Genomic DNA, 26,174 nt, shown 5'->3' with positions numbered 1-26,174 from the left:
GGCCTCGCCTTTATCATTCTGCTCGGGGGGGGTGATCCGCTCAATTGCTTGCTCGACCTGCCGAGAATGTGTTTGTTAAAGGAAGGCCAGATTCTTATTCCATCTGTTATGCATCGCGTATACATGGTGAGAAACCTGTTTAAGTTGATCTCTTCAGCCGTCAATATCTTGAAATTGGTTATCTCATAAGTAGTCTTCGAATCACCCGTTGGGCGATGTCGCCATAGCCCATCTCCCCGGAGAGAATCTGAGCAATCCGCTGTGGTGCGGTGGGCCGCTTGATCCCCAGCTGATACCCCACACCGGGGAAGCGGTAGAACACCTGGGCAATGCGCCGGCCCCATGCCATCGACTCACCCCAGCGCTCCCGCATGCTGCGGCTGTAGCCCCGCAGATCCTTGCTGTCGCCCCTGAGCCATGGGCTTAGATGTCGAGCAGCTTCGCAGCCACTGATCAGGGCAGGGCGTAGTCCTTCTGCCAGAAATGGGTCGCAAAGTGATGCCGCATCTCCCACCACAACAATGCCGTTGCCATCAAGACGGTGATGGCCGTTCCACACCCGCAGTTGCCCACGCTGACGGATGCCTGCATCGGCGGCGAAGCCCAGATCCGGCAATAGCTGAGCCAGCACCTGCTCTGGGTCGGCATCCTGCTTGCCGATGAAGCTGCCTACACCGATATTCACACCACCTGCGAGGGGAAAGGCCCAGGCGAAGCCCTGTTTCACCAGGCCGAATTCAAAACGGGTGGTGCCATCGCTGAGGTTGCCTTGACCCTCGAGCCGCACCGACATGGTGGTGGCCATCTGGGGTTGTTTGGCTCCCAGGCCGAGCAGTTGGGGCCAAGGGGACCCCGAACCGTCGGCGATCACCACGGCCCGCCCCTGCCAATGGCGTCCATCGGTTGCCGTGACGTGCCATACGTCTCCATGACGCCGGATGTCATTGACCTCAACGCCTGAAAGGCGTTCCGCCCCCGCCTGAATGGCCTGATCTGAGAGCAGTTGATCGAGCCTTTCGCGGCGCACGATCCAGAACGGTGCATCCCCTGGCAATTCGGCCACCACCGGATCCTCCAGGCACCAACTGAAATCCACGCGGCGGATCACCTGTTCCACCGCCGGTTCCAATGAAAACGGAAACCACTGCTGTACGGAGGCCGCCATGCCACCACCGCAGGGTTTGATCCGCGGCTCGGCATCGCGCTCAAGCATCAGAACGTCATGGCCCGCTAATGCGAGATGCACGGCCGCCGCACCACCAGCGGCCCCGGACCCGACGATCAGGACGTCGTGGGTCCGATCTGATTCATTGCTCACACCTTGAGGATGTCGGCTTCCTTGGTGGCCAGGTGCTGTTCCAGCTCGGCGATGAATTTGTCGAGCGTTTTCTGAACGCCGTCTTGCTCGTCGTGGCTTTGGTCTTCGGAGAACTCGCCTTCCTTTTCCTGCTTCTTGATCTTGTCGATCGCATCGCGGCGCAGGTTGCGCAGTGCCACCTTGCCTTCCTCGGCGTACTTGGAGGCCAGCTTGCAGAACTCCTTGCGGCGCTCCTCGGTGAGGGGCGGCACGTTGATGCGGATGATCTTGCCGTCGTTGTTGGGGGTGAATCCGAGCTCACTCATGGCGATGGCCTTCTCGATCGAGGCCAGGGCGCTGATGTCGAACGGTTGGATCTGGATGGTCTGGGAGTCCGGGGTCGACAGGGTGGCCAGCGACTTCAGCGGTGTGTCAGCGCCGTAGTACTCCACGCTGATGCGATCCAGCAGGGAGGAATTGGCCCGGCCGGTACGGATCGTGTTGAAGTTGCGCTGGGTGGCCTCCACCGACTTGCGCATGCTGGCTTCGAGGTCCTGGGTCGACATGGTTGCTGAGGGAGGAGGCGTGCGAACTGGGTTGGCGTTGTTTAGGAGGGGTCGCCGATGCGGGACCCGATCGGTTCCCCGGCCACGGCTCTGCCGATGTTGCCAGGTTCAAACAGGTTGAAGACAACAATCGGGATGTTGTTGTCTTTGCAAAGGGCGATGGCGGTGCTGTCCATCACGCCCAGCTCGCCGCTGAGCACGTCTTGATAACTGAGCTGCGTGTGCTTCACCGCGTCGGCATGCTTGGCCGGGTCTTTGTCGTAGACCCCATCCACCTTGGTGGCTTTGAACACCACATCGGCATTGATTTCGGCGGCCCGCAGGGCAGCGGTGGTGTCGGTGGTGAAGAACGGGTTGCCGCAACCGGCGCCGAACACCACCACCCGGTTTTTCTCCAGATGCCGGATCGCTTTGCGACGGATGTAAGGCTCCGCCACTTCCTGCATGGCGATTGCGGTCTGCACTCGGGTGGGAACACCAGCCCTTTCGAGCCCGTCCTGGAGGGTGATGGCGTTCATCACCGTGGCCAACATGCCGACGTAGTCAGCTGTGGCTCTCTCCATGCCCGCTGCAGACCCCTTCAGCCCGCGGAAGATGTTGCCGCCGCCCACGACGATCGCCAGCTGGGTGCCATCGGATACCACCTTGGCCACATCGGAAGCAATCGACTGAACAATGGCGGGATCGATGCCATAGCCCTGAGATCCCATCAGAGCTTCGCCGCTGAGTTTCAGCAGGACGCGTGTGTAGGTCATCTACGGTCCAGATCCTTTCGACAGTAGCAAGCACTGGCACAAGCCTCTGATCGCCGCTTGGATGGGGAAACCGCGGCTGTTTGATGCCAGAGACCGATGCCACCCAAAGCGGTGTAATGGCCCGTCTCACGCTTTCAGCCCTGGAACGGGCCAGTCAGGATCCCGACTGCTGGCGTGAACCGGTGGTGCATCGCGCTCTGTTGGTGAGTGGGCTTTCGGTGCTCACCGCGGCTACCCGTCATCTTCAGGATGATCTCGAGGCGGCTGAAGCGGCCTGAGACCGGCTGGTTCAACCCTTAAAACTCGATGCCCGCCTGGGCCTTCACCCCCTGTTCGCGGAAGGGGTGGTGCACCAGGGTCATCTCCGTCACCAGATCGGCCCGCTCCACAAGCTCCGTTGGTGCCCCCCTGCCGGTCACCGCCACGTGGGTGAGCTCCGGTCGCTCGTTCAATCCGGCGATCACCGTATGGGCCTCGATGTAGCCCAGTTTCAAGGCCACGTTCAGTTCGTCCAGCAGCACCAATTTCACGCTGGCATCGCGCAGGTAGCCCAGGGCCGTCTGCCAGGCCGCCTCCACCAGTTGCTGATCCCGCTCTCGGTTCTGGGTTTCCCAGGTGAAGCCTTCCCCCAGGGCATGCCAGCTCACCTGATCACCGAAGGCCTGCAGTGCCCGTGCTTCGCCGGGCTCCCAGCCCCCCTTGATGAACTGAACAATCGCCACTCGCTCGCCATGGCCAAGGGTGCGCAACACCAGCCCAAGCCCGGCGGTGGTTTTGCCCTTGCCCTGGCCGGTGAACACCAGCACCAGGCCCTTCTCCTTGTTGCGTTCCTCCACCCGTTGCTTCTGCACCTGCTGGCGCCGCTCCATTCGTTTGCGGTAACCGGCATTGTCGGTTTCTGGAGCGAGCTTCCCTCCCATGCCCAGTTCCGCGGCGGATTGATCGAGGTCGTTCGTGCTCATGGAAGGAGAGGCTGTTGGCTCTTGAGAGGCTGTTGGTTCTATCGAGGCCGAGTGGCCGTGATGCGTTGCAGGGCCCGACCCGCCAGCAGTTCCTGGCTCACGCTGCTGAACCCGAGTTGCTCCAGCTCGGTGGGGAGGTCGTCCTCCAGCATGGCTGTGGCGGTGTCGGTTTCAAACAGGGCACAAAACAGTTGCTGGGGAAGCTTCAGCCAAGGTCCGGCCGGATGCAGATCCACAAGCACCAACCAGCCGCCCGGTTCCAGCAGCCGCAGGGCACTGCGCAGCACCCGTTCCCGATCGCTGCGGGGGAATTCGTGCAGGGCCACGCTCAGCTGGATGGCACTGAAGCTGGCATCGGCCAGGGGCGGATCTTCGGCCAGCCCTTCCACCCGCTCCAGGCTGGGGTGGCGTTGGGCGGCCAAATCCAGGGCTCGGGGGGAGACATCGAGCCCCGTCACGGCGTATCCCGCCGCCAGCCAGGGGGCCGCTGCTTCGCCACTGCCGCAGCAGAGATCCAGCACCGCCGCGCCGGGCTTGAGATGGGGCTGCACCGCCTCGAGCCCGAGGCCCCGCAGGCGCTCCACCCCGCCAACACTCAGCGACGACACCGCCGTGACCGTGTCGTAAATCCAGCGGTAGCGGTAGGCCAGCGGCCTCAGAAATGAGGTCATCGTTGAAGTGAAAAAAAGCAGACAGGGTGTTGTCAGGCCGGTTGCCGGGCCAGGGCTGCATCCACCGCCTGCTGCTGATCACGCCGGGTGATCCAGTGGTGATAGGTGCGGGTGTGGATCGTCACCGAGTGGCCCATCATCCTGGCGGCGACGGTGTCCGGCAGGCCGACATGGATGGTGCGCACCGCCCAGGCATGGCGAAGGTCGTAGGGGGTGATCGGCAGGTCGTAGCGGCGGAACTGCTCACTCACCCGTCGTCCCACCTGCTGCAGGGTGGTGCGCCGCAGATCGGTCTGGATGGCTGGCAGAGCGGCCGGATTCTCCGCCAGCTCCTGCAACCCGAAGTGCTCGACCCAGTCGGGGTGGAATGGCCAGCTTTGGTGCTCACCGGTTTTGGTGGTGGGCAGCACCCGCAGCACCTGATCTCCGCCCGTTGCCAGGGAGGAGCAATCGCAGAAGAACACCTCGTGGTTGCGCAGGCCGTAGGTGGCCATCAGGGCAAAGGCTAGGCGCCACTTTGGATTGGGGATGCGGCCTGCGGCCTCGAGGATCTGCGGATCGGTGGGCAGCTGGCGGAAGCGGGCCCGGTGCAGGCCATAGCCGCCGGCCTCCTGGCGCCAGTCCTCCGGCAAGGGCAGCTCCAGGTGCCGGGCCAGGGCGGCCAGGGCTGTGGCGCATTGCTGCCGGCTGCGACTGCCGTCGTCGTAACTGGTCATCGTCTGCATCAGCAGCGCTGGCTCCAGCGGCTGATCACCGCACTGACGCGCCAGTCGCCGGAGGTAGGGCAAGTAGGCACTGGTCCAGGTGGTGCGACTGCTCGCCGGTGAACGGCGTCGGCGCGGGTCGGCAAAAAAGGCTGCTTCGAAGCCCTCAATGGCGGCCTGGATTCCGATCGAACGCCCTCTGGCCGTGGCCGCAGAGGAGGAGGCCGACCAGAGCGTCCAATCAAAACTGCGCTGCTCCAGTTGCAACTGCACCAGGGCAGCGGTACTGAGGGCCTGATTCAGTCCGGCTGCATCGGCCATCAGCCCCAGGCTGATCCGTTGCAGGTCGTTCCGGCTCGGATCCCCGCGCAACGGCAGAGACCCGCGCAGGTTCAGCCGCCGACCCCGCTGTTCGATGCGCAGGCGCGATCCCTGTGCCGCCAGCTGCGCATTGGCGGTCTCCAGCGCACTTTTGAACTCCATAAATGTGTCGTTGGAACCAAGGATCGCGTCCGTGGCGGCTACGCTCAACCCCCGAAAACCGTTCTGATCGGTATGTCTCGCGTCGGTGTCGTCCTGCTGAACCTGGGTGGCCCGGAGCGGATCCAGGACGTTGGCCCGTTTCTTTACAACCTGTTCGCCGATCCGGAGATCATTCGGCTTCCCAGTCCGGCGCTGCAGAAGCCGCTGGCTTGGTTGATCAGCACCCTGCGCAGTGGCAAGTCGCAGGAGGCCTATCGCTCCATCGGTGGCGGATCACCGCTGCGGCGCATCACCGAGCAGCAGGCCCGTGAACTTCAGAGCTTGCTGCGTCAGCGCGGCATCGATGCCACCAGCTATGTGGCCATGCGCTACTGGCATCCGTTCACCGAATCCGCTGTGGCGGACATCAAGGCCGATGGCATGGATGAGGTGGTGGTGCTCCCCCTCTACCCCCATTTCTCGATTAGCACCAGTGGATCCAGTTTCCGTGAGCTGCAGCGCCTGCGTCAGTCGGATCCGGCGTTTGAGAAGTTGCCGATTCGCTGCATCCGCAGCTGGTTTGACCACCCGGGCTATGTGAAGGCCATGGCCGAGCTGATCGCGGCAGAGGTCCGCAACAGCGACGACCCCACGAAGGCCCACGTCTTCTTCAGTGCCCACGGTGTGCCGAAGAGCTACGTCGAAGAGGCGGGCGACCCCTATCAAAAGGAGATCGAAACCTGCACCGGTTTGATCATGAAGGAGTTGGCCGTTCAGATGGGCCATGAGAACCCCTTCACCCTGGCCTACCAAAGCCGTGTGGGTCCGGTGGAGTGGCTCAAGCCCTACACCGAGGAGGCCCTTGAGGAATTGGGGCAAGCCAAGACCAACGATCTGGTGGTGGTGCCGATCAGCTTCGTCAGTGAACACATCGAGACGCTTGAGGAAATCGACATCGAATACCGGGAGTTGGCCACCGAAGCCGGTGTGGTGAATTTCCGTCGGGTGCGTGCTCTCGACACCTATGCCCCCTTCATCGAGGGATTGGCGGATCTCGTGGCCACCAGCCTGCAGGGCCCTGAGGTGAGTCTCGATGCGGCGGCGGAGCTGCCCAACAAGGTGAAGCTCTATCCCCAGGAGAAGTGGGAATGGGGTTGGAACAACAGTTCCGAGGTCTGGAACGGCCGTCTGGCCATGGTTGGTTTTTCAGCCTTTTTGCTCGAGCTGATCAGTGGTCAAGGGCCGCTGCATGCCCTCGGCCTGCTCTGACCAAGCCAGGGGAGCTGCGGGCCCTTAACCTTGGGGGTCATTGACCCGTCGCCTCTGTGACTCTCACCTCAGCGTCTTCGGCCCTCACTGGGCAGCAGGCCGGTCACGGTGGCCAGAGAATGTCTGGGGCGACAGCCCTGATGGATGCCTTGCGGCGCCATGGCGTCGACACGATTTTCGGCTACCCCGGCGGCGCGATTCTCCCGATCTACGACGCACTCCACATCGCCGAGAGCGAGGGTTGGGTGAAGCACATCCTGGTGCGGCATGAGCAGGCCGGCACCCACGCGGCCGACGCCTATGCACGTGCCACCGGAAAGGTGGGCGTTTGCTTCGGCACGTCTGGGCCGGGTGCCACCAACCTGGTGACCGGCATCGCCACCGCCCAGATGGACTCGGTGCCCATGGTGGTGATCACCGGTCAGGTGCCGCGTCCGGCGATTGGCACCGATGCATTCCAGGAGACCGACATCTTCGGCATCACCCTGCCGATCGTGAAACATTCCTGGGTGGTGCGCGATCCGGCCGATCTCGCCTCCATCGTTGCCCAGGCCTTCCTGATTGCAGCCAGTGGTCGTCCGGGCCCCGTGCTGATCGACATCCCGAAGGATGTTGGCCAGGAGATGTTCGATTACGTGCCGGTTGAGCCCGGATCGATTGTTCCCAAAGGCTTCCGCAAGCCGCAGCCCCCCCGGGATGAACCGATCCTGTCGGCGCTTGAGCTGATCGCCGAGGCGGAGCGTCCGCTGCTCTATGTGGGCGGTGGTGCGATCTCAGCTGGTGCTCACGACAGCCTGCGGGTGATCGCTGAGCGCTATCAGATCCCTGTCACCACCACCTTGATGGGGAAGGGTGCCTTCGATGAAAACGACCCTCTCTCGGTGGGCATGCTCGGCATGCACGGCACGGCCTATGCCAACTTCGCCGTCACCGAATGCGATCTGCTGATTGCTGTTGGCGCCCGTTTTGACGATCGGGTGACCGGAAAGCTCGACACATTCGCCCCCCGGGCCCGGGTGATCCACTTTGAGATTGACCCGGCCGAAATCGGCAAGACCCGTCGCCCCGATGTGGCGGTGCTGGGTGATCTGGGCCTGAGCGTGGCGCGCTTGGTGGAGCTGAGCCTGCAGCAGCAGGTGCAACCCCGCACGGCCCCTTGGTTGGCGCGCATCGCCGAGTGGAAACAGACCTATCCCCTCACCGTGCCTCCCACTGAAGGCCCCCTCTTCCCCCAGGAGGTGCTGCTGGCCGTTCGCGAGCTGGCACCGAATGCCATCGTCACCACTGACGTGGGTCAGCACCAGATGTGGGCGGCCCAGTACCTGCGCAATAGGCCCCGGGGCTGGATCAGCAGTGCCGGTCTTGGAACCATGGGCTTCGGCATGCCGGCCGCCATGGGCGCCCAAGTGGCGTGCCCCGATCGTCAGGTGGTGTGCATCGCGGGTGACGCCAGTATCCTGATGAACATTCAGGAGTTGGGAACCCTGGCGGCCTATGGCCTTCCGGTGAAGGTGGTGATCGTCAACAACCACTGGCAGGGCATGGTGCGTCAGTGGCAGGAGAGCTTCTACGAGGAGCGTTATTCCGCCTCCGACATGCTCAATGGCATGCCGGACTTCGTGGCTCTCGCCCGCTCCTTCGGTGTGGACGGCGTGCACATCCGCGAGCGGGATTCGTTGAAGCGTGATCTCGAGGCGGCGCTCAAGGCCCCCGGGCCGATGTTGATCGACATCCACGTGCGTCGTGGTGAGAACTGCTATCCGATGGTTCCCCCGGGCAAAAGCAATGCTGAAATGGTGGGCCTTCCGGCTCCCATGCCGGTTCTCAACGCCCCGACCTCTTGATTCGTCTTGTCTTAATCGGCGTTCTGCTGCTGCTTTGGGCCGTACCGGTGCAGGCTGCAGAGGTGCTTCAGGTGCGCAGCAGTTCTCTGCTGCAGGTGGGAGACCACAACCGCACCTACACCGTTGCCCTGGCCTGTTCCGCCGTTGATGCAAGCCAAGAGGCCGAGGCCACCGCATGGCTGCGTCAGGAACTGCCGCGCCGTCGCAAGGTCAATCTGCGGCCGGTCGGCTCCAGCGAGGGGCAGCTGATGGCCAGGGTGACCCCGATCGGTGCTGAGCGTGACCTCAGCACCGGCTTGATTGCAGCGGGTTTGGCCAGCAACAGCTGTGGGGGCGATGGCTGATAACCGCATTGCCCGGGGCATTGTCTTGGTGCCCTGTCTGCTGCTGGGGGGCGCCTTTCTGGCCACAGCGGCCTGGGGGCAGGGCGCCGCAGCTGAAAACCGCACCCTGGCCATCGGCATCGGTGCTGGCTTGCTTTTGGCAGGTTGGTTGTCCCAGTTGGGTGGCGGCTCAGACGGTGGGCCTGAATCCTCTGCGACAAAACCAGACGATTCCGACCCCTCTCCCTAGTTTGCGGGGATTGGGTTGCTTCCCTCCGATCCCATGTCGAAGCCTGAGTGGCGACGTTGGCCTTGGCTGTCGTGGTGTGTTGTTGCAGCCACGCTCATCGGCTGCCAGTCGATCGTGGCCAGTGGCGTCAGCCGCCCAAGGCTGGAGGTGCTGCTGCCGATGGGGCACCGCGATGCTGAATTGCGGCACAACTTCCTCCAGGGCTTTCGTCTGGGCCAGGCTTCGGTGGAGGCCTGTGGAGAGCCCTTCCCGCAGGTTGCCTGGCATGGGACCAACTCCGGCGATGCTCCCGATCCGCAGCTGATGCCCTCGACGGAGCTCAAGCTGCTGGTGGCTCCCCCGTCTGCGGATCTGCGGGCCTTTGCCGCCTTCGCTGACGAGCGGGATCTCACTGTTCTGCTTCCCTATCAGCGTGGACAGTCGTTGGACACCCTGCGCGGGCTTGAAGGCCCTGAACGGCTCTGGCCGCTGGTTCCTTCCCGCCAGGAGGATCTCAAGGCGATGGTGGCGGCGGCGATGGAGGCCGGCTGGGGACGGGCGATGGTGGTCGAAGACCCTTCTGCCCTTGAGTCCACCAGCTCCAAGGCCTTTGTGAGGCTGTTCAAGGCCGCTGGCGGCATTGTTGAGAGCTACGAAGCACAGCTCGTCCAGCGGGTGGATCCCAGCAACAACGGGCGTCTGCAACGGTTCAAGGACGACATGGCCTGGTCTTGGGTGCTCACCGTTGTGGTGGCTGATGCTCCGAATGGTCCCCTCTCCCGAGAGCTGCGGGCTGAGCAGCAGCAGGGGCGCTTCGGCGGTGGTGCACCGCAGGCGCCGAACTGGATTTGGCTCACCGAGGCGGAAGACCTGCAGGACGCGCCCGCGGTGCCCTGGCAACAGCTTGGGTTGCAGCACCCAGCCCGTGGGGCGGCCTGGGCTGAATTTCAACAGGACTTCCAGCAGTCCACCGGCAAGGCTCCATCCTTGCTCGCGGGGGCGGGCGTTGATGCAGCTCGGCTCTTGGCCTTGGCCGATGCAGCACCCTTGCCGTTGTCCGCTGACGGGGGTATCGATGCGATGGGTTGGTTGGACCCTGATCAGAAGGAGGTCGTTCCGATTTGCCAGGCCTTTGATCAGCGTCGCCGCGGGGAGCGTCTGCGTCTGAAGGCGGTGGCCAGTGATTCCCGCTTTCGTGCTGGCCTTGCACCATCGGGCCAGGCCATGGCCGGTCTGATCGAATGAGGTCTGGGGACACGACCTCGAGATGCTGCGCCTGAGTGAACTGAAGCTGCCCCTCGACCATGGGGAGGAAGCGCTGCAGGAGGCGGTGCTCAAGCGTTTGAGGATTCCGCCGGATCGTCTTCTGGGTCAGACCCTGGTGAAGCGCAGTGTTGATGCGCGACGTCGCGACCGGATTCAGCTGATTTACAGCGTGGATGTGCAGGTGAAGGGTGAAGCCGCTCTGTTACGGCGCATCGGCAACAAAGGCCGGGTGCGTCTGGCTCCAGACACCCGCTACCGGTCTGTGGGTCATGCCCCCGATGGCTTCCCCTTGGATGCGGCCGATCGGCCTGTGGTGGTGGGGGCAGGCCCCTGCGGTTATTTCGCTGCTCTGCTGTTGGCACAGATGGGGTTCCGACCGCTGTTGCTGGAACGGGGTCAGGCCGTGAAGCAACGCACCGCTGACACCTTTGGCTTCTGGCGGGGCACCAGCCCCTTCAACCCGGAATCCAATGCCCAATTCGGTGAGGGCGGAGCCGGCACCTTCTCCGATGGCAAGCTCTACAGCCAGGTGAGCGATCCCGAGCACTACGGCCGCAAGGTGCTGGAGGAGCTGGTGGCCTGTGGTGCCAGCGAGGAGATCCTCACGCTGCACCGCCCCCACATCGGCACCTTCAAGCTCGCCACCGTGGTGCGTGGCCTGCGGGCACGGATTGAAGCCCTAGGCGGTGAGGTGCGTTTCAACAGCCGCGTGACACGCCTTCAGCTCAGCGACAGCAGCGCTGGGAAGCCCCATCAACTCGATGGGGTGGTGCTGGCCGATGGAACGGAGATTCCTTGCCGCCATCTGGTGCTGGCTCCCGGTCATTCCGCGCGCGACTGCTTTGAAATGCTGGAGCAGATCGGTGTGCAGCTGCAGCGCAAACCGTTTTCCGTGGGCGTGAGGATTGAGCATCCGCAGCATCTGATTGACTCAGCCCGCTGGGGAGAGGCGGCGGGCCATCCGCGTCTCGGGGCCGCCGAGTACAAGCTGGTTCACCATGCTGAAAACGGCCGCTGCGTCTACAGCTTCTGCATGTGTCCCGGAGGATTTGTGGTGGGTGCCACCTCGGAGGAAGGCCGGGTGGTGACCAATGGCATGAGCCAGCACTCCCGCAACGAGCGCAACGCCAACAGCGGTTTGGTTGTGGCTCTGGACGCCGATGACCTGGCACCGTTTGAACGCTTCCCCGGGGATCCGCTGGCGGGGATTGCTCTGCAGCGGGAGCTGGAGGAGCGCGCCTTCAGGCTTGGAGGGAGCAGTTACGCCGCACCGGCGCAGCGGTTGGAGGATTTCCTGGCGGCCCGTCCCTCCACCCGTCTGGGTGGCATCGCCGCGTCGTATCAGCCGGGTGTGCATCCCGCCGATCTGGATGACCTGCTCCCTGCTGCCATCGTTGAGGCCTTGCGGGAGGCGTTGCCGGCCTTTGCCCGCAAGCTGAAGGGGTATGACCACCCCGATGCGGTGCTCACCGGCGTGGAAACCCGCACGTCATCGCCCGTGCGGATCCCCAGGGATGAAGCGTTGGAATCGCTCAATGTGAAGGGGCTGGTGCCCGCGGGTGAAGGGGCGGGCTATGCCGGCGGCATCCTCTCGGCCGGAATCGATGGCATTCGAGCTGCTGAAGCCTTGGCCATTCAGATCCTGGAGAGCAAGCCTGTTTAAGTTTCAGCTTCAGACGGGGGCTTGCGCCACGATTCCGCTCCACTGAACGGCTTTCACCTGATCCCGTCGCCAGGAATGGAACAGCTCGGGCTCACTGACGGTGCACAGCGGGCAGTGGGCGATCCGTTCGCTGGGGATTCCTGCGCCCTGGAGTTGCACTCTGGCGGCGGTTCGAATGTCCAGGCGATGCCGCCCCGGTTGCTCATCCGGCAGCAGGGCCCCTGCATCGGACAGGGAAGCCTTGTTGGGGACCGCGGCGCTGACGGCCTTCACCACCTCATCGCCCACCTGGTAGCAGGGGCCGCTGACGGCCGGGCCCAGGGCAACCACCAGATCCTCCCGCCGGGCCCCCCGCTCCACCAACCGATCCAGGGCCGTGATCAGGATTCCAGCCGCCACCCCCCGCCAACCGGCATGACAGGCCGCGGCATGCCCGGTGCCGGGATCCGCGATCAGAGCCGGTGTGCAGTCGGCACCGCACACCCAGAGGCTCTGGCCCCCGCGATCACTCACCAGGCCATCGGCCTCAGGCCAGGGATCCTGACGGGCGTCGCTGGCGTTCAGCACGATCCCACTGTGGATCTGCTGGGGCCTGTGGACGCTGATGCCGGCGCTGACGTACCCCGCCAGTTCATCAGGACCACGGCCGTGCCAGAGCCGGGTGAAGAAGCCGTGCTCGAACCCCTGCTCATGCAGCAGATCGCTCTGGAGGTAATAGCCCCCGTAACAACCGATCCAGGTCCAGCCCTTCAACGTGTTAAAGCGGCTGTCTGGTCGATCAAACGGCCCGTCTTTCATCAGCCCTGCAATCAGGCCATGGGGATGTCCCGCAGCATCCAGAAGCCGCCGAAGGTCTGTTCTTCGGGGCTGGACTGGATGGCGATGAACTGAAGGCCGCGCACCTGCTGCTGCGAAGTGGCCAGGGCCTCGGAGATTTCAGCGGCGACTCCCGGCTCCAGGTCGCTCACCAGCCAGCGGTCATCCTGACCAGCCTCCAGCACCAGCTGGCGGTCTTCAACGATCATCCGCACGGGTTCCAGACCCCCCAACCAGCCCGCCATGGCGAGGGAGCGGCTCTGGCTGAATAGGCGCAGACCCGGCACAGAGGCCTCGGGGTCGATGCCATCGGGCACCGGCAGCAGCCCGCTGAAACTCATTGGCCATTCCGATGCCTCCAGCAGGAGGCTCGCCGGCAGGGCGGCCCAGCTCCAGGCGTCTCCTTGAACTTCCTCCGGCAGGGGCACTGGAGGGGTGGGAACCGGCGCCGGCGGTGGTGCCAGTGGGCCCGCCATGAAGCCCTCCTCCTCGGGATACACCTCCCTTTCGCGCTGCTGAAGCCAGTCGAGCAGGGCGAAGGTGCGGCGGCTGGGAATCACCTCGAGGTCTTGTTCGGCTGCGGCGCGCTGAACCATGGTGCGCATCGAACTGCGCCAGCAGCGCAGGCGGACGGGCGAACCCCAGCCCCCGCTTGCGGATGCCTGCTTGGCTTCAGCGAGGGCTTGGCTCAACCAAAGTGAGTTCACCTCACCAGAGGGGCACACCTTGGCGAAGCGAAATGGCTCTGCATCCCCAGTGGCAGCGGGGGTGGAGGTGATCAGCAGTTCCCAACGCTTGCGGCCATCGGCCTCAAGGATGGGTCGGGAGTAGAAGTCGAGTTCCCAGTCTTCGGCGGCTGTCAGGGCAGCAGTGCTCATCCGGCCGATTGCTCCTGCTGTTTCAGGGTGTTCTGGGCGCGGCTGGCTCGATCGGCGGCTTCAGCCATCACTTTGTCTTTTTCGATCAGCAGCTCTCCAGGAGGCCCCTCCAGCAGGGCTGTGTTGAGGCCGATCCGTCCGCGGCCCGGATCCAGTTCCGTGATCAGGGCCGAAACGCGGTCGCCCTGGTCGAACACCTCACGGATCGAGCGCAGGCTGCCATTGGTGATGGCTGATTGGTGCAGCAGTCCGCTAATGCCACCAAGGTCGATGAACAGGCCGTAGGGCTTCACCGCAGCAACCTGACCTTCCACCAATTGGCCCACTTCCAGATCTTGGAAGCGTTCGGCCACGGCGGCTCGTTTTTCGGACAGCACCAGCTTGCGCGTCTCCGAATTCACCTCGATGAAGGCCACGCCCAGGGTCTTGCCCACGAGCTCCTGGTGGTTTTCACCGTTTTGGAGTTGAGAGCGGGGAATGAAGCCGCGCAGCCCTTCGAGATCGCAGGTGACACCGCCGCGGTTGAAGCCATTGACGATGACTTGAACCACTTTCCCCTGTTTCTCCAGTTCCTTCACCCGGTCCCAGCTCTTGCGCAGCTCAAGGGCGCGACAGCTGATCGTGACCATCCCATCAGCGTTCTGCTCACGGGTCACCAGAACTTCAACCTCCAGGCCCTTGGGGAAGCGCTCCCGGAAGTTGGTCACCACGCCCAGGCCGGCCTCGCTCTTGGGCATGTAGCCGGGGGCTTTACCGCCGATATCCACGTACACGCCATCGCTTTCGATGCCGATCACCGTGCCCTTGATCACCTCACCGGTGGTGCCCACCGGAGCGTTCTCGTCCAGGGCGGCGAGGAAGGCTTCTTCATCGAAATCGAAGTCGTCCACGCTGCGCGGCTGATTGCGCTGCTCCCTCTTGGGTTGTTGATCCGGCGCGCCCATCAGGTCGGCCATGGTCATGCCTTCCATGCCGCCCATGTCGAACAGAGCGTCGTCATCTGTGCCTGGAGACGATGTGGAGTCCTGCTGGATCGGTCGCGGCGGTGTGGCGAGACCCGCCCGTTCCTCAAGGATGCGTGCCTTTTCCGCCGCAGCCTCTGCTGCTGCCCGTGCTTCAGCCGCTTCACGAGCCAGCTTTTCCTGCTCTTCGCGGCGGTTGATCTGCATCACCTGCAGCGGTTTCGTCGCTGCCGGCTTGGGTGCCTTGGGGCGGTTGGGCTGCGGGCTGCCGGCTGCGGGCATGGACCATTGGGCTTGTCGATCGCTCATTTTGACAGGCTGGGTTGGGATCAGCACCCCCGTGCCTGTGCAACGCCATGGACCAGCTCCGCAAGCGATTTGATCAGCTGACCTGGCCCGAGGCCAGCTGTGCTGCCAGTCAACCTGGTGCCACGGTGATCTGGCCCTTCGGAGCCTGTGAGCAACACGGCCCCCAACTGCCGCTTTCGACGGACGCTGTTTTTGCTGAGGGCATCCTCGATTCCGTGTTGCGCGGGCTTGAGCCAGCTCTGCCGATTTGGCGACTGCCGTGTCAGGCCATCGGCTTTTCGCCTGAGCACCAGAACTTTCCCGGCACCCTCAGCCTTTCAGCTCCTCTGCTTCTAGATCTGGTCGACCAGGTGGGCATGCAGCTGGCGGCGATGGGGGTGCAGCGCCTGGTTCTGTTCAACGCCCATGGCGGCCAGATCGGTTTGCTGCAGGTGGCAGCCCGACAGCTGCGCGCTCGCTGTCCGTCGTTGGCTGTTCTGCCTTGCTTCCTCTGGAGTGGTGTGGAGGGGCTGGCGGATCTGTTGCCTGAGCAGGAGTTGGCCCATGGACTTCATGCCGGCCAAGCCGAAACCAGCTTGATGCTGCAGATGGCCCCAGAGCTGGTTGGATCTGCCCGCCCGGTGGATGGACGTCCAACACCAGGATCTGCGCAGGATCCTCCAGCGGGCTGGAGTCTCGAGGGGGCGGCGCCCTGCGCTTGGCTCACCGACGACCTCAGCGCGACGGGAGTGATCGGTGATGCGCGCCAGGCCTCCGCTGATCTGGGACGTTGCCTGCAAGATCGCTTGATCAATCACTGGCAGGAGCGTTTTCAAGCCCTTCTGGCCAGTGACTGGCCACCCACGCAAAGTCTTCTCTCCCAACCGTCCAACATCACGCCCAAGTCCTGAACCTTGGACGCATGTGTCACCAACTCTTGGGGCACTGGTTATTGTCGGTCTCACTGAACGTGGTGGACAGCGTCCTATGACGACCCTCAATGCACCTGAAGCACCCGTGCTGGAGGGCCAGGACGCACTTCCCGATTTCACAACCGAGGCCTACAAAGACGCCTACAGCCGGATCAACGCCATCGTGATCGAGGGCGAACAGGAAGCCCACGACAACTACATCTCCCTGGGCACGCTGATCCCCGAACAGGCCGAGGAACTCAAGCGTCTGGCGCGGATGGAAATGAAGCACATGAAGGGCTTCACCTCCTGCGGTCGCAACCTCGGGGTTGAAGCCGATCTTCCCTTCGCCAAGAAGTTTTTCGAACCCCTTCACGGCAATTTTCAGGCCGCTCTCAAGGAGGGCAAGGTGGTCACCTGCCTGCTGATTCAGGCCCTGCTGATCGAAGCATTCGCCATTTCGGCCTATCACATCTACATCCCTGTGGCCGATCCCTTCGCCCGCAAAATCACTGAGGGTGTGGTGAAGGACGAATACACCCACCTCAACTACGGCCAGGAATGGCTGAAGGCCAACTTCGAGGCCAGCAAGGACGAACTGTTCGAGGCCAACAAAGCCAACCTGCCCCTCATCCGCTCGATGCTGGAAGACGTGGCTGCTGATGCAGCCGTCCTTCACATGGAGAAGGAAGACCTGATCGAGGACTTCCTGATCGCTTACCAGGAAGCTTTGGGTGAAATCGGCTTCACCTCCCGCGACATCGCCCGCATGGCCGCAGCAGCGCTTGCTGTTTGACTCGTTTCAGGTCTTGATCCAACGCCGGTTTATCGACAGGCACGTTGCCGTCGATACCGGTTGCCATGGGAACATGGTTGTTCGAGGTGTTCTTTGAGACGTCAGTAGTAAGACATGTTTGGTCTGATCGGACATTCAACGAGTTTTGAGGCTGCTCGCCGCAAGGCGATGGAACTCGGGTTCGATCACATCGCCGACGGTGATATGGATGTTTGGTGCAGTGCACCTCCGCAGCTCGTTGAGCACGTGGAAGTCACCAGTCCTGTGGGCACGACCATCGAGGGTGCCTACATCGACTCCTGCTTCGTTCCCGAGATGCTGAGCCGCTTCAAGACGGCCCGGCGCAAGGTGCTCAACGCCATGGAACTCGCCCAGAAGAAGGGCATCAATATCACTGCCCTGGGTGGCTTCACCTCGATCATTTTCGAGAATTTCAACCTGCTCCAGCACCAGACGGTGCGGAGCACCACCCTGGATTGGCAGCGGTTCACCACCGGAAATACCCACACGGCCTGGGTGATCTGCCGTCAGGTGGAGAACAACGCTCCAAGTCTCGGGATCGATCTCAGCAAAGCCAAGGTGGCCGTCGTTGGTTCCACTGGTGATATCGGCTCCGCCGTCTGCCGTTGGCTGCAGGCACGCACCGGAGTTGGTGAGCTCCTGCTGGTGGCGCGTCAGCAGCAACCGCTGCTTGATCTTCAGCAGGAACTGGGCGGTGGCCGGATTTTGTCGCTCGATGAGGCCCTGCCTGAGGCCGATGTGGTCGTCTGGGTGGCAAGCATGCCCCGCACCCTTGAGATCGATCAAGACAGCCTCAAGAAGCCCTGTCTGATGATTGATGGGGGCTACCCCAAGAACCTTGATACGAAGGTTGCCGGTGGTGGCATCCACGTTCTCAAGGGTGGAATCGTTGAGTTCTGCCGTGACATCGGCTGGTCAATGATGGCTATCGCCGAGATGGAGCGGCCGCAGCGCCAGATGTTTGCCTGCTTTGCCGAAGCCATGCTGCTCGAGTTTGAGCGCTGCCACACCAACTTCAGCTGGGGGCGCAACAACATCACCCTCGAGAAGATGGATTTCATCGGTGCGGCATCGGTGCGCCATGGGTTCAGCACCTTGAACCTTCAACCCAACCTGCAGGCCACTGCTGCCTGACCTTCGAAGAGCCAGAGCCATGCCCCGTCGCCCCCTGCTTGAGTTCGAAAAACCGCTCGTCGAGCTGGAGCAGCAGATTGAGCAGATCCGTCAGCTGGCCAGAGATTCGGAAGTCGACGTCTCGCAGCAACTGCAGCAACTGGAAAGCCTCGCGGCCCGTCGGCGTCAGGAGATCTTTCAGGGGCTGACTCCCGCTCAGAAAATTCAGGTCGCCCGTCATCCGCAGCGTCCAAGCACGCTGGATTTCATCCAGATGTTCTGCGACGACTGGGTTGAACTGCACGGCGATCGTCGCGGTAATGACGATCAGGCCTTGATCGGCGGTGTCGGCCGGGTGGGCGATCGACCCGTGATGTTGATTGGCCATCAGAAAGGCCGCGACACCAAAGAGAACGTCGCTCGCAATTTCGGGATGGCCGCTCCGGGTGGATACCGCAAAGCCATGCGGTTGATGGATCATGCCGATCGCTTCCGCTTGCCGATTCTCACGTTCATCGATACCCCCGGGGCCTATGCCGGCCTTGAGGCTGAAGAGCAGGGCCAGGGTGAAGCGATCGCCGTCAACCTGCGGGAGATGTTCCGCTTGCGTGTTCCGGTGATCGCCACCGTGATCGGTGAAGGTGGATCCGGCGGTGCCTTGGGCATCGGGGTGGCCGATCGCTTGCTGATGTTCGAGCACAGCGTCTACACGGTGGCCAGCCCTGAGGCCTGCGCCTCCATCCTCTGGCGTGATGCGGCCAAAGCGCCTGATGCGGCGGCAGCCTTAAGGATCACCGGCCGCGACTTGCTGGAGCTTGGGGTGGTGGATGAGGTGCTTGAGGAGCCCTCCGGCGGCAACAACTGGGCACCATTGGAGGCCGGAGAAAACCTGCGGGCGGCAATCGAGCGTCACCTCGACCAACTGCTGAGCCTTTCGGAACAGCAACTGCGCGAGGCCCGTTACTCCAAATTCAGAGCCATGGGACGGTTCCTCGAAAAAACGTCACAGGATGTCGACAAAGCCGCCTAAAGTGTCGCGGTTTGCTAACGGTTTTTGCCAACGGCTCTAATCACAGGTGCGAGCCGAGGCATAGGTCGCCGAACTGCTGAGCTTCTGGCTCATCAAGGATGGGATTTGCTGCTCACCGCCCGCAGCGCTGATCAACTGGAGCAGCTGAGTGCTCAGCTCAGCTCCCAAGGTGTTTCTGTGGCCTCTGCCGCCATCGACCTGACGCAACCCGATGGCATCGCAGCTGCGATGGCTGGCTTGTTGCAGCAGGGTGAGACCCCTTCCGTGTTGATCAACAACGCGGGTGCGGCCTACACCGGCGATCTATTGGCCATGCCGATCGAGCGTTGGCAATGGCTGCTACAGCTGAATGTCACCAGCGTGATGCAGGTTTGTTCTGCTGTTGTTCCCGCTATGCGTGAGAACGGCGGACTGGTGATCAACATCAGCAGCCACGCCGCCCGTAATGCCTTCCCTCAATGGGGGGCGTATTGCGTCAGTAAAGCTGCCTTGGCCAGCTTCACCCGCTGCCTGGCGGAAGAGGAACGGAGCAATGGCATTCGTGCCTGCACCCTCACTCTTGGGGCCGTGAACACACCACTGTGGGACGCGGAAACCGTACAAAGCGATTTCGATCGTCGTGCCATGCTCTCTGTCGATCAGGCGGCAGAAACACTGGCGAATCTGGCGTTGCAACCCAGCAACCAGTTGATCGAAGACCTCACCCTTATGCCGGCCGCCGGCGCCTTCTGAACGAACACCATGACCTCCACAGTCCCTTTCGTTTCCAACGGCGTCGCCAACGGCAACGGCAATGGCAGCTTGAATCCCCAGATTTCTGCGCGCATCCGTGAGCGCCTGAGGGAAGCGGGTGCTTCCTTCCTGGCGAACGACAACATCGCTGATCACCTCCAGCCGGGTGAGCTGGATCAGCTTCAGGTTGAAGTTGCAGACAAGGTTCGCGACCTGCTGCGCAGCCTGGTGATCGATATCGATAACGACCACAACACCCATGAGACGGCGGAGCGCGTCGCCAAGATGTACCTCCAGGAGGTGTTCAAGGGGCGCTACCACCAGCAGCCCAAGGTGGCCAGCTTCCCCAATGTGAAACAGTTGGATGAGATCTACACCGTTGGCCCGATCACGGTTCGTTCCGCCTGTTCACACCACCTGGTGCCGATCATGGGCAACTGCTGGATCGGGATCAAACCTGGTGCCCGGGTGATCGGGCTCTCCAAATTCACCCGCGTGGCTGACTGGGTCTTCTCCCGCCCTCACATCCAGGAAGAGGCTGTGATGATCCTTGCCGATGAAATCGAGAAGCTCTGTGAGCCCCAGGGTCTCGGCATCATCATCAAGGCGCAGCACTACTGCATGAAGTGGCGTGGGGTGAAAGAGCCCCAAACCAGCATGGTGAACTCCGTAGTGCGCGGCGATTTCCGCCACGACCCAAGCCTCAAGCAGGAGTTCTTTGAGCTGGTGCGTCAGCAGGAAGCGCTGCTCAGCACCTGATCAGCCGCGATTCAACGCTCTTTTAACTCCTCGACCTCACAGCCTCGACAAGGGCTTGAACCTTGTCGAGGTTTTTCCATCCCGGTCGTTCCTCAAGCCGACTTGAGGCATCGAGTCCCTGGGGAGTGACGCGGCTGAGTAGTTCCGGAACCCACTCCGCACTCACTCCCCCTGCCAGCCACCACGGCACCGAAAGCTCGGTTTCGGCCAGCCAATCAAGGGGGATCCGGTGCCCGGTACCGCCCAGTTGATCGGCGCTCCAGGCATCGAGCAGCAGAGCATCCACATGGGGCGCATACTGCTCGAGCTGCTTGAGATCGTCGGGTTCACGCACCCGCAACGCTTTCCACCACTGCTGCCGGGGGTAGCGCTGTTTCAGGTGTTGGCAGCGTTGGTCTGACTCGCTGCCGTGCAGCTGCACCACGGAGGGCTGCCCAGCACCATTGAGCGCTTCCTCGAGAGCGGCATCGTCGGGATCGGCCACCACCCAAACGCGATGCAGCTGGGGGTGCTCTTGTTCCAGAAGCTGGAACAAGCCCCTGCGCTGGGCTGGTTCCACGAAGCGTGGGGTGGCGGGAACGCCGATCACGCCAATCGCCTGCACCCCCATCTGTGCGATGGCTTGAGCCTGCTCGGGGTCGGTGATCCCACAGATCTTGAGGTTTGGAGTGGGGCGGGGATCACGCAAGGGCTGCATGGGTTGCTCTCCCTAGGATCGTGGATGACAGTCCGCAGCAGCGGCACACGACGGGATTGGCGGTGGGAGAGGGCTGGCAGGTGCTCAAGATTGGCGGAATTCCCCTGCGGCTTCAGCCCAGCTGGTTGTTTGCCGTGGCGATCTTCACCACGTTGTTTCAGTCCCGCTATGCGTCCACGGCCTCGATAACGGCGAGTTGGGGGCTGGGATTGCTGACCACCTTGTTGCTGTTCAGCTCCGTGCTGCTGCATGAATTGGGTCATGCCTTGATGGCCCTGCGGGAAGGGGTGAAGGTGTTGAGCATCACTCTGTTTCATCTGGGCGGCATCGCGCGGGTGGAGAAGGAATGCCCCACCGCCATGGGCAATCTGCGCATTGCGGCGGCTGGCCCGATCGTGAGTTTGGTGTTGGCCTTCGGGATGCTGGCGGGGGCTGCAGCGCTGTCGGACACCCAGCCCTTGGCCACACAGTTGTTGAGCCAGGTGGGTTTGCTCAACTTGATGCTCGGCTTGTTCAATCTCTTGCCCGGGCTGCCCCTCGATGGCGGGCTGATCCTCAAGGCCTTGGTTTGGAAGCTGAGCGGTAGTCACCAGAAAGGCGTTCAGGTGGCATCGGCGTCCGGACGGGCTTTGTCGATGCTGATGATCCTGTTGGGTGGTGTTCTGCTCTGGCAGGGCTGGGGGCTCAACGGCCTCCTGCTGATGTTGATCGGTTGGTTCGGCTTGAGTGCCAACCGCAGTCAGACCCAGATGCTGCAGTTGCAGACGGTGCTGCGGGAGTTGAAGGTGGAGGCTGCGGCCGGCAAGCGTTTCCGCGTGCTGGAGGCGGATCAGACCTTGCGGCGCCTCAGTCAGCTGCGGCTGACCGCCAGCGAGGCGGAGGGACCTGCCGATTGGGTGCTGGTCTGCAAGAGCGGCCGTTGGGTGGGTTGGATTGACGATCAGCCCTTGAAACTGCTGCCGGTGCAGCAATGGGACCAACAGCGCCTCGAGGATCATCTGCGCCCCCTCACTGAACTGCCGTCCATCGCCAGTTCGGCTCCCCTGGTGGAGGCGGTGCCGGCCTTGGAGGCGGCCTCCCAGGGACGCCTGTTGGTGATGAGTGCTGCGGGCCTTCCCTCCGGCACCCTCGACCGCATGGATGTGGGCGATGCGGTGCTGAAGCGGCTCGGGGTGAGCCTGCCCCCCGCGATCCTCGACGAGGCGCGCAAGCGTAATGGATACCCCCTGGGTTTGGCGATGCTTCCCCAGATGGTGCAGTCGATGCAGGCTCAGAGCGCAGAGCCGGACGCCAGCTCGACCTCGAACTCCTGAACTTCCTCAGCCTTCAGAGGCTGCATCTGCCACGGGCAATGGCTCCAGGATTGAACCAGGCTCTGGCGCAGTCGCTGATCTAGCTCCTGCCGGTTGATCCGGGCTGGAGCCGCCGCTGGAGCCGCTTCCTCAAACACCTCCTCCCAGAGCGCAGCAGGGGGATCCAGCAGGATTTCACCGTGTTGAAGCAGGCGACCGTTCTGCCAGCGCTGAGCGCTACCGACCCGTTTGACGCCGGACGGATCCACCAGGTCGGCCACCGTTGCCGAGGCGAAACAGTTGTTGGCCTCGCCACCAGCAGGGTCCGAGCCGAAGTGCAGCGCTAGCCCGAGATCCTGAAAGCCATCGATCAACCACTGGCAGGCCTGGCGGTAAGCCTCCTGGCGTCGCCGGGGTGCATCCGGCCAGATCAAGGCATAGGTGAGACCGCGGGCATGAAGCACGGCCCGACCTCCGCTGGGGCGTCGCACCAGGCTGATGCGTCCGCGGCGGGCCAGCTCATTCCAGTGTTCAGGCCAGTGGCGTTGATGGCGTCCCAGCGAGAGCCAGGGCCTATCCCAGCGGTAAAAACGCAGAACCGGACCATTGCTGCGCTTCAGAAGCCAGGCATCCAAAGCCATCTGGGTGTGTCCATCCGCTTGCTGGGTGGGGAGCAAACGCCCGGTTGCGGGCATGCTGGAGGGAAGCATCGATCGCACGCCATGGTGCCCTGGTGGGATGTGCCGATCCTGATTGCCCTGGACCTGCTGGCGGGGGGCTTGGCCGGGTTGTTGGGAATCGGCGGTGGCTTGATCTTTGCCCCGCTCCTGCTCTGGCTTGATCTCCCGCCCCATCAGGCCCTGGCCACCAGCAGTTTCGCCATTGTGCCCACGGCTTTGGCGGGCACCATCACCCATCTGCGCCAGGGCCGGCTGCCGACCCGGCCGGGACTCGCCATCGGCTTGGCGGCCTTTGGCTCGGCACTGCTGTTCGGTGGTTTGGCCGGTTTGGCAGCGGGCTGGATTCTGCTGGCGATGCAGACGCTGATGTACATCGTGCTGGCCTTCTGCGTTCGCGAACGGCCCGAGGCGGATGCCAATGATGACGTCGATGACGGCAGCGCTCCGCAGTTGGCGGGTGTGGGCTGCATCGCCGGGTGGACCGCTGGGATGTTGGGCCTGGGCGGGGGGCTTGTGATGGTGCCCCTGATGAGCGGTCCGATGTCTGTGCCGATTCATCAGGCCGTGCGGCTGAGCACGGTGGCGGTGCTCTGCTCGGCCAGCGCAGCATCCCTCCAGTTCCTGCATGAAGGACGCGGCGTTCCTCTGATGGGCTTGCTGCTGGGGGCGGTGGCGGCGATCGCTGCGCAGTGGACGGCCAGCCGGCTCGATCAGTTTGATGCGGCCCTGCTGGTGCGCTGTCTGCGGGGACTCGCCATCATCCTGGCGATCGACAGCTCCAGGCGGGCCCTGCAGCTTTGGCTGAGCTGACTGGTCAGCCCAACAGGTTCCAAAATCCCGCATCCAGCTCGTAGCCCAGGGCTGCGGCCATCTGGGAGAGGTTGCCCCGCATCGGGCGTCCGAGCTCTCGCTGGCAGAGGTCGTCCAACTGCATCAATCGATGCGTCACCCAGAGTTCCAAGGCTTCCGGGTCAAAACGCAGGCCTTCGCTGCGGCTGAAACTGTGGGGCACCACCAGGGCCACATGGCGAATCAGGCTGCCCTGGTCGCGTTCAAGCAAGAGCGGCAGCCAGGGGTAGCGCGCATCGGCCCGCAGGGCCCAGAGCCGAGGCTCGGGGCATTCCGGCAGTTCGCGTGGGTCATCCTGCGCCCGGGGCCAATCGAAACGAAGCTCGAGCACTGGTCCCTGGCTCAGCAGTGCATCCAGCGGCTGAGTGCTCCAGATCTCCAGCGGCCGTAGATCCAAGGCGCGGATAGCAGGGGCATCGATCAGAACCGGATCCATGGGCTGGTGTGACAGGCCTTTGCGAATGATGGCCTGCAGCCCTTCCCTCAGAGAAGAATGGGACCGTTTGATGCATGGCTCCCATGGAAACCGTTCTGTCTGCACCTGAGGTGTTCATTGCCCTCGTGGTGGCTGCCCATGCCGCTGTTCTGGCTCTGCGTCTCTCCATCAGCCTTTACGAGGCCTGATTTCAAAGGCAGCCCAGATCAACGGGCGTAGAGCTGGTCTTGGCACTGCGAACGGATTGCGTTAAAAGCGGATGTTCGTGCTGATGCGGTGACCGCCAGTCAGGTTCAAAGATCAGCTCCCCGCACGGATGCAGCCAGCATGGCTGCGGCGATTCAGCGGCAGACCGACCAACAGGAACTGCAGTGCAGCCTTCTCGCCTTGGCGGCCAAGGCTGGGCTTGTTCTGTTGGGCGCAGTGAGCTTGATCCGTCTGTCCGTGGCCTATCAGGAACGTATGGATCGCCACAGTGAAATCGCGGCGGTCGTGTCGATTGAGTCGGCGAAACTGGAAACGCTGCAACATCGTTTTGATCGTCTGTTCAGCATCGGTGGAGAGAAGCGTCTGATCAGCGAGCAGGATCAGTGGATCGCCCCCAACCGTCTGCGCGTGATCTGGCGCTGAGGCTTTTCCTAACGGCATGTCGGGTGGAAAGGTTTTTGTCTAAGGGAATTTCGGCTGTGCTGTCTGATTCGTGTGGGTGAGTCATCTTTCAGGCAGTTCAAAATCTCATCAAATGCGGACACTGATCGCGTGATTAGTTTTATTTTGGCCTGAATGATAGGCTTGAAGGATGCAATGCCAAAAACTTGTCTTTTGCTTAGAAAGTTAACCTCTCAACTTTTTCTCGCTATGGCTTGTCTATGGCAATTGCCTGCCTATGGTTCGGTTGATTCAGTTCGATTGACTTGTACAAGAGTCGGTTATCAAGGAAGTCAGCAGTCTGAAACGTGGATTATTAGCCAATCCCTTGGTGCTGTTTCAAGAGTAAGAGAAAGGGACGCGCAGCCTCGTTTAATAGAAACAACTAAAATGAAAGGTATTGAGATTCTTGCAAAAGAAATCAGAGGCTGGGATCCAGCCTCTGGTAGTAGATTTCAAGTTTTACTTGAGGATAAACTTATTATACTTGAAGGATATTTTCTGGACTGTCAGCGTGACTAAAGTCGTCTCTTGGATGCTGTGCGGCTAATTATTTAGCCAGTTTAACCCCACCGAACAACAGCTTGCCGTTGTCGACCCAATTGAAGCTGGGTAGATAAAAATTCTTGGCTCTTCCATGGAAGATGATTTCCTTTAATGTCTTGCAATCATCTTTGTTGCTATCAATGACCGATGTGGTTTTGTTGTTTGCAACATCAGATCCTAGAGGAGTTGTCAAATCTTGCACCCAGAACTTGTCCGAGTCATTAAACCTAAATCTCAGAACATTCTTATTGGCTGCATCGTAGATCTTTTTCAATTGAGCCTCTTCAGCCTTTGATGGACACGATTGCCCTTCGGTAAGGACTGGGGCGAACGAGACTCTGTAGAGCATGGCTTGCTCCCGAGAGCGGTATTTTATTTGCGCATCAACTTTTAAACTTGTATTTCCAGACTTATAGGTATCTGAAACCTTGAAAATTCTTCCTGAGCGAACATCGCTTGGAGCAACTTTTACGGGAGCCTGCTCAATCACAGGCTCTTCATAGGTTGTGCCTGAAACGGAAGACTCAGAATTCTTGTCAAGCTTAACGAAGACCTTCCCGTCGGGCGTGTCCAGCCAAGTGAACAGATCTCCTGTTTTGCTGTCGGCTAAAACATCGCCGCCCATTTTGTCTTCGAACCTTTGAATTGGTTTGAAGTTAAAAACACTGTTGGGAATGACAGTTAACGATGCAATGATGCCTACGCCCAC

Annotated in this window: 31 protein-coding genes; 18 read left to right on the top strand and 13 right to left on the bottom strand. The window is 62.0% G+C overall.

Annotation, left to right across the window (positions count from 1 at the left end; all coding sequences use genetic code 11):
- Positions 1–178: 178 nt before the first annotated feature.
- From DXY35_RS02075 to pyrH, 3 genes are read right to left on the bottom strand one after another with little or no spacing between them, the layout of a single operon-like run.
- Positions 179–1,318 (bottom strand): NAD(P)/FAD-dependent oxidoreductase, encoded by a 1,140-nt coding sequence (locus DXY35_RS02075; protein ID WP_115080729.1) that lies wholly within the window; start codon positions 1,316–1,318, stop codon positions 179–181.
- A complete protein-coding gene (gene frr, locus DXY35_RS02070) occupies positions 1,315–1,863 on the bottom strand; it encodes a ribosome recycling factor (protein ID WP_115080727.1) in 549 nt (182 codons plus the stop codon). The genes DXY35_RS02075 and frr overlap by 4 nt, the downstream gene beginning before the upstream one ends.
- Before the next feature lie 41 nt (positions 1,864–1,904).
- Positions 1,905–2,618 (bottom strand): UMP kinase, encoded by a 714-nt coding sequence (pyrH, locus tag DXY35_RS02065; protein ID WP_115080725.1) that lies wholly within the window; start codon positions 2,616–2,618, stop codon positions 1,905–1,907.
- 83 nt (positions 2,619–2,701) lie between these two features.
- Between pyrH and DXY35_RS02060 the strand changes: the two genes are divergently transcribed.
- The gene (locus tag DXY35_RS02060) at positions 2,702–2,896 is read left to right on the top strand and encodes a hypothetical protein (protein WP_114988539.1); all 195 of its coding nucleotides are present in this window, start codon (positions 2,702–2,704) and stop codon (positions 2,894–2,896) included.
- 18 nt (positions 2,897–2,914) lie between these two features.
- On the opposite strand, the gene cobO is transcribed toward DXY35_RS02060, so the two are convergent.
- Genes cobO through DXY35_RS02045 form a run of 3 tightly spaced genes read right to left on the bottom strand, consistent with a single transcriptional unit; the run spans position 2,915 to position 5,438 of the window.
- Complete coding sequence (gene cobO / locus DXY35_RS02055; protein WP_115080723.1) at positions 2,915–3,580, bottom strand: cob(I)yrinic acid a,c-diamide adenosyltransferase; 666 nt, start codon at positions 3,578–3,580, stop codon at positions 2,915–2,917.
- Positions 3,581–3,618: 38 nt separating this feature from the next.
- Positions 3,619–4,251: a class I SAM-dependent methyltransferase gene (locus DXY35_RS02050; protein ID WP_115080721.1), complete on the bottom strand. Its 633-nt coding sequence runs from the start codon at positions 4,249–4,251 to the stop codon at positions 3,619–3,621.
- 32 nt (positions 4,252–4,283) lie between these two features.
- Positions 4,284–5,438, bottom strand: a complete 1,155-nt coding sequence (locus DXY35_RS02045; protein ID WP_115080719.1) for a site-specific integrase — start codon at positions 5,436–5,438, stop codon at positions 4,284–4,286.
- A 72-nt stretch (positions 5,439–5,510) separates the two neighbouring features.
- On the opposite strand from DXY35_RS02045, the gene hemH reads away from it, so the two are divergent.
- From hemH to DXY35_RS02015, 6 genes are read left to right on the top strand one after another with little or no spacing between them, the layout of a single operon-like run.
- A complete protein-coding gene (gene hemH / locus DXY35_RS02040; protein WP_115080717.1) occupies positions 5,511–6,686 on the top strand; it encodes a ferrochelatase in 1,176 nt (391 codons plus the stop codon).
- A 56-nt stretch (positions 6,687–6,742) separates the two neighbouring features.
- Positions 6,743–8,530 (top strand): biosynthetic-type acetolactate synthase large subunit, encoded by a 1,788-nt coding sequence (ilvB, locus tag DXY35_RS02035; RefSeq protein ID WP_115080715.1) that lies wholly within the window; start codon positions 6,743–6,745, stop codon positions 8,528–8,530.
- Positions 8,527–8,874 carry a nuclease gene (locus tag DXY35_RS02030; RefSeq protein WP_115008683.1) on the top strand — a complete coding sequence of 116 codons (348 nt, stop codon included), beginning with the start codon at positions 8,527–8,529 and terminating at the stop codon, positions 8,872–8,874. Before ilvB ends, DXY35_RS02030 begins: the two co-directional genes overlap by 4 nt.
- Positions 8,867–9,103 (top strand): GIVxVP protein, encoded by a 237-nt coding sequence (locus DXY35_RS02025; protein WP_115080713.1) that lies wholly within the window; start codon positions 8,867–8,869, stop codon positions 9,101–9,103. The genes DXY35_RS02030 and DXY35_RS02025 overlap by 8 nt, the downstream gene beginning before the upstream one ends.
- 33 nt (positions 9,104–9,136) lie before the next feature.
- Complete coding sequence (locus tag DXY35_RS02020; protein ID WP_244272858.1) at positions 9,137–10,327, top strand: amino acid ABC transporter substrate-binding protein; 1,191 nt, start codon at positions 9,137–9,139, stop codon at positions 10,325–10,327.
- A 22-nt stretch (positions 10,328–10,349) separates the two neighbouring features.
- The gene (locus tag DXY35_RS02015) at positions 10,350–12,011 is read left to right on the top strand and encodes an NAD(P)/FAD-dependent oxidoreductase (protein ID WP_115080710.1); all 1,662 of its coding nucleotides are present in this window, start codon (positions 10,350–10,352) and stop codon (positions 12,009–12,011) included.
- A 9-nt stretch (positions 12,012–12,020) separates the two neighbouring features.
- Here the strand turns inward: DXY35_RS02015 and pgeF are convergent, their stop codons facing one another.
- From pgeF to DXY35_RS02000, 3 genes are read right to left on the bottom strand one after another with little or no spacing between them, the layout of a single operon-like run.
- Entirely contained in the window at positions 12,021–12,809 is a 789-nt protein-coding gene (gene pgeF / locus DXY35_RS02010; RefSeq protein WP_115080709.1) for a peptidoglycan editing factor PgeF, read from the bottom strand.
- 11 nt (positions 12,810–12,820) lie between these two features.
- The gene (locus DXY35_RS02005) at positions 12,821–13,705 is read right to left on the bottom strand and encodes a Tab2/Atab2 family RNA-binding protein (RefSeq protein WP_115080706.1); all 885 of its coding nucleotides are present in this window, start codon (positions 13,703–13,705) and stop codon (positions 12,821–12,823) included.
- Positions 13,702–14,949 carry a S1 RNA-binding domain-containing protein gene (locus tag DXY35_RS02000; protein ID WP_115080794.1) on the bottom strand — a complete coding sequence of 416 codons (1,248 nt, stop codon included), beginning with the start codon at positions 14,947–14,949 and terminating at the stop codon, positions 13,702–13,704. Before DXY35_RS02000 ends, DXY35_RS02005 begins: the two co-directional genes overlap by 4 nt.
- 74 nt (positions 14,950–15,023) lie before the next feature.
- Between DXY35_RS02000 and DXY35_RS01995 the strand changes: the two genes are divergently transcribed.
- From DXY35_RS01995 to folE, 6 genes are all read left to right on the top strand, one after another.
- A complete protein-coding gene (locus DXY35_RS01995) occupies positions 15,024–15,866 on the top strand; it encodes a creatininase family protein (RefSeq protein WP_115080704.1) in 843 nt (280 codons plus the stop codon).
- A 76-nt stretch (positions 15,867–15,942) separates the two neighbouring features.
- Positions 15,943–16,662, top strand: coding sequence for an aldehyde oxygenase (deformylating) (locus DXY35_RS01990; RefSeq protein WP_114988527.1), 720 nt, complete (start codon positions 15,943–15,945; stop codon positions 16,660–16,662).
- Positions 16,663–16,776: 114 nt separating this feature from the next.
- Positions 16,777–17,817, top strand: a complete 1,041-nt coding sequence (locus DXY35_RS01985) for a long-chain acyl-[acyl-carrier-protein] reductase (protein WP_115080702.1) — start codon at positions 16,777–16,779, stop codon at positions 17,815–17,817.
- 19 nt (positions 17,818–17,836) lie between these two features.
- A complete protein-coding gene (locus DXY35_RS01980; RefSeq protein ID WP_114988525.1) occupies positions 17,837–18,826 on the top strand; it encodes an acetyl-CoA carboxylase carboxyltransferase subunit alpha in 990 nt (329 codons plus the stop codon).
- Between the two features lie 24 nt (positions 18,827–18,850).
- Positions 18,851–19,558, top strand: a complete 708-nt coding sequence (locus tag DXY35_RS01975) for an SDR family oxidoreductase (RefSeq protein ID WP_115080700.1) — start codon at positions 18,851–18,853, stop codon at positions 19,556–19,558.
- A gap of 9 nt (positions 19,559–19,567) precedes the next feature.
- On the top strand, positions 19,568–20,317 hold the full coding sequence (folE, locus tag DXY35_RS01970; protein WP_011363732.1) for a GTP cyclohydrolase I: 750 nt from the start codon (positions 19,568–19,570) through the stop codon (positions 20,315–20,317).
- A 22-nt stretch (positions 20,318–20,339) separates the two neighbouring features.
- On the opposite strand, the gene DXY35_RS01965 is transcribed toward folE, so the two are convergent.
- A complete protein-coding gene (locus DXY35_RS01965) occupies positions 20,340–21,014 on the bottom strand; it encodes a phosphoribosylanthranilate isomerase (protein WP_115080698.1) in 675 nt (224 codons plus the stop codon).
- 62 nt (positions 21,015–21,076) lie between these two features.
- Here DXY35_RS01965 and DXY35_RS01960 point away from each other — a divergent pair, with 62 nt between their 5' ends.
- Complete coding sequence (locus tag DXY35_RS01960; RefSeq protein ID WP_115080791.1) at positions 21,077–22,327, top strand: site-2 protease family protein; 1,251 nt, start codon at positions 21,077–21,079, stop codon at positions 22,325–22,327.
- Here DXY35_RS01960 and DXY35_RS01955 read toward each other — a convergent pair.
- The gene (locus tag DXY35_RS01955; protein ID WP_115080792.1) at positions 22,285–23,001 is read right to left on the bottom strand and encodes a lipoate--protein ligase family protein; all 717 of its coding nucleotides are present in this window, start codon (positions 22,999–23,001) and stop codon (positions 22,285–22,287) included. The two genes, DXY35_RS01960 and DXY35_RS01955, sit on opposite strands and share 43 nt — an antisense overlap.
- Positions 23,002–23,028: 27 nt before the next feature.
- Between DXY35_RS01955 and DXY35_RS01950 the strand changes: the two genes are divergently transcribed.
- The gene (locus tag DXY35_RS01950; protein ID WP_115080696.1) at positions 23,029–23,796 is read left to right on the top strand and encodes a sulfite exporter TauE/SafE family protein; all 768 of its coding nucleotides are present in this window, start codon (positions 23,029–23,031) and stop codon (positions 23,794–23,796) included.
- Between the two features lie 4 nt (positions 23,797–23,800).
- Here DXY35_RS01950 and DXY35_RS01945 read toward each other — a convergent pair whose 3' ends face one another.
- Positions 23,801–24,271: a CRR6 family NdhI maturation factor gene (locus DXY35_RS01945; RefSeq protein ID WP_115080694.1), complete on the bottom strand. Its 471-nt coding sequence runs from the start codon at positions 24,269–24,271 to the stop codon at positions 23,801–23,803.
- Between the two features lie 83 nt (positions 24,272–24,354).
- On the opposite strand from DXY35_RS01945, the gene psaM reads away from it, so the two are divergent.
- The 3 genes from psaM to DXY35_RS12325 all read left to right on the top strand — a co-directional run bounded on the left by psaM (position 24,355) and on the right by DXY35_RS12325 (position 25,441).
- Positions 24,355–24,459: a photosystem I reaction center subunit XII gene (gene psaM, locus DXY35_RS01940; RefSeq protein ID WP_025362433.1), complete on the top strand. Its 105-nt coding sequence runs from the start codon at positions 24,355–24,357 to the stop codon at positions 24,457–24,459.
- 139 nt (positions 24,460–24,598) lie between these two features.
- Positions 24,599–24,901 (top strand): hypothetical protein, encoded by a 303-nt coding sequence (locus tag DXY35_RS01935; RefSeq protein WP_114988519.1) that lies wholly within the window; start codon positions 24,599–24,601, stop codon positions 24,899–24,901.
- Between the two features lie 162 nt (positions 24,902–25,063).
- Positions 25,064–25,441 (top strand): hypothetical protein, encoded by a 378-nt coding sequence (locus DXY35_RS12325; protein ID WP_137006691.1) that lies wholly within the window; start codon positions 25,064–25,066, stop codon positions 25,439–25,441.
- A 28-nt stretch (positions 25,442–25,469) separates the two neighbouring features.
- Here the strand turns inward: DXY35_RS12325 and DXY35_RS01930 are convergent, their stop codons facing one another.
- Positions 25,470–26,174 (bottom strand): hypothetical protein, encoded by a 705-nt coding sequence (locus DXY35_RS01930; RefSeq protein ID WP_115080692.1) that lies wholly within the window; start codon positions 26,172–26,174, stop codon positions 25,470–25,472.

This window comes from Synechococcus sp. N32 (assembly GCF_900473895.1).
In the GTDB taxonomy this organism is placed as follows: domain Bacteria; phylum Cyanobacteriota; class Cyanobacteriia; order PCC-6307; family Cyanobiaceae; genus Parasynechococcus.
The sequence above is the reverse complement of the archived record's forward strand: the minus strand, read 5'-3'. Positions and strand labels throughout refer to the sequence as shown.

What these genes read in the sequence shown, in the direction of transcription:
- DXY35_RS02060 (WP_114988539.1), top strand. Translation starts at nt 2,702, where the DNA reads ATGCCAGAGACCGATGCCACCCAAAGCGGTGTAATGGCCCGTCTCACG.
- DXY35_RS01990 (WP_114988527.1), top strand. Translation starts at nt 15,943, where the DNA reads ATGACGACCCTCAATGCACCTGAAGCACCCGTGCTGGAGGGCCAGGAC.
- DXY35_RS01955 (WP_115080792.1), bottom strand. Translation starts at nt 23,001, where the DNA reads ATGCCCGCAACCGGGCGTTTGCTCCCCACCCAGCAAGCGGATGGACAC.
- hemH (WP_115080717.1), top strand. Translation starts at nt 5,511, where the DNA reads ATGTCTCGCGTCGGTGTCGTCCTGCTGAACCTGGGTGGCCCGGAGCGG.
- DXY35_RS02000 (WP_115080794.1), bottom strand. Translation starts at nt 14,949, where the DNA reads ATGCCCGCAGCCGGCAGCCCGCAGCCCAACCGCCCCAAGGCACCCAAG.
- psaM (WP_025362433.1), top strand. Translation starts at nt 24,355, where the DNA reads ATGGAAACCGTTCTGTCTGCACCTGAGGTGTTCATTGCCCTCGTGGTG.
- folE (WP_011363732.1), top strand. Translation starts at nt 19,568, where the DNA reads ATGACCTCCACAGTCCCTTTCGTTTCCAACGGCGTCGCCAACGGCAAC.
- DXY35_RS02015 (WP_115080710.1), top strand. Translation starts at nt 10,350, where the DNA reads ATGCTGCGCCTGAGTGAACTGAAGCTGCCCCTCGACCATGGGGAGGAA.
- DXY35_RS01950 (WP_115080696.1), top strand. Translation starts at nt 23,029, where the DNA reads ATGGTGCCCTGGTGGGATGTGCCGATCCTGATTGCCCTGGACCTGCTG.
- DXY35_RS02005 (WP_115080706.1), bottom strand. Translation starts at nt 13,705, where the DNA reads ATGAGCACTGCTGCCCTGACAGCCGCCGAAGACTGGGAACTCGACTTC.
- pyrH (WP_115080725.1), bottom strand. Translation starts at nt 2,618, where the DNA reads ATGACCTACACACGCGTCCTGCTGAAACTCAGCGGCGAAGCTCTGATG.
- DXY35_RS02020 (WP_244272858.1), top strand. Translation starts at nt 9,137, where the DNA reads ATGTCGAAGCCTGAGTGGCGACGTTGGCCTTGGCTGTCGTGGTGTGTT.
- DXY35_RS01980 (WP_114988525.1), top strand. Translation starts at nt 17,837, where the DNA reads ATGCCCCGTCGCCCCCTGCTTGAGTTCGAAAAACCGCTCGTCGAGCTG.
- DXY35_RS01935 (WP_114988519.1), top strand. Translation starts at nt 24,599, where the DNA reads ATGGCTGCGGCGATTCAGCGGCAGACCGACCAACAGGAACTGCAGTGC.
- DXY35_RS02045 (WP_115080719.1), bottom strand. Translation starts at nt 5,438, where the DNA reads ATGGAGTTCAAAAGTGCGCTGGAGACCGCCAATGCGCAGCTGGCGGCA.
- DXY35_RS02025 (WP_115080713.1), top strand. Translation starts at nt 8,867, where the DNA reads ATGGCTGATAACCGCATTGCCCGGGGCATTGTCTTGGTGCCCTGTCTG.
- pgeF (WP_115080709.1), bottom strand. Translation starts at nt 12,809, where the DNA reads ATGAAAGACGGGCCGTTTGATCGACCAGACAGCCGCTTTAACACGTTG.
- DXY35_RS01985 (WP_115080702.1), top strand. Translation starts at nt 16,777, where the DNA reads ATGTTTGGTCTGATCGGACATTCAACGAGTTTTGAGGCTGCTCGCCGC.
- cobO (WP_115080723.1), bottom strand. Translation starts at nt 3,580, where the DNA reads ATGAGCACGAACGACCTCGATCAATCCGCCGCGGAACTGGGCATGGGA.
- frr (WP_115080727.1), bottom strand. Translation starts at nt 1,863, where the DNA reads ATGTCGACCCAGGACCTCGAAGCCAGCATGCGCAAGTCGGTGGAGGCC.
- DXY35_RS02050 (WP_115080721.1), bottom strand. Translation starts at nt 4,251, where the DNA reads ATGACCTCATTTCTGAGGCCGCTGGCCTACCGCTACCGCTGGATTTAC.
- DXY35_RS01995 (WP_115080704.1), top strand. Translation starts at nt 15,024, where the DNA reads ATGGACCAGCTCCGCAAGCGATTTGATCAGCTGACCTGGCCCGAGGCC.
- DXY35_RS01965 (WP_115080698.1), bottom strand. Translation starts at nt 21,014, where the DNA reads ATGCAGCCCTTGCGTGATCCCCGCCCCACTCCAAACCTCAAGATCTGT.
- DXY35_RS01945 (WP_115080694.1), bottom strand. Translation starts at nt 24,271, where the DNA reads ATGGATCCGGTTCTGATCGATGCCCCTGCTATCCGCGCCTTGGATCTA.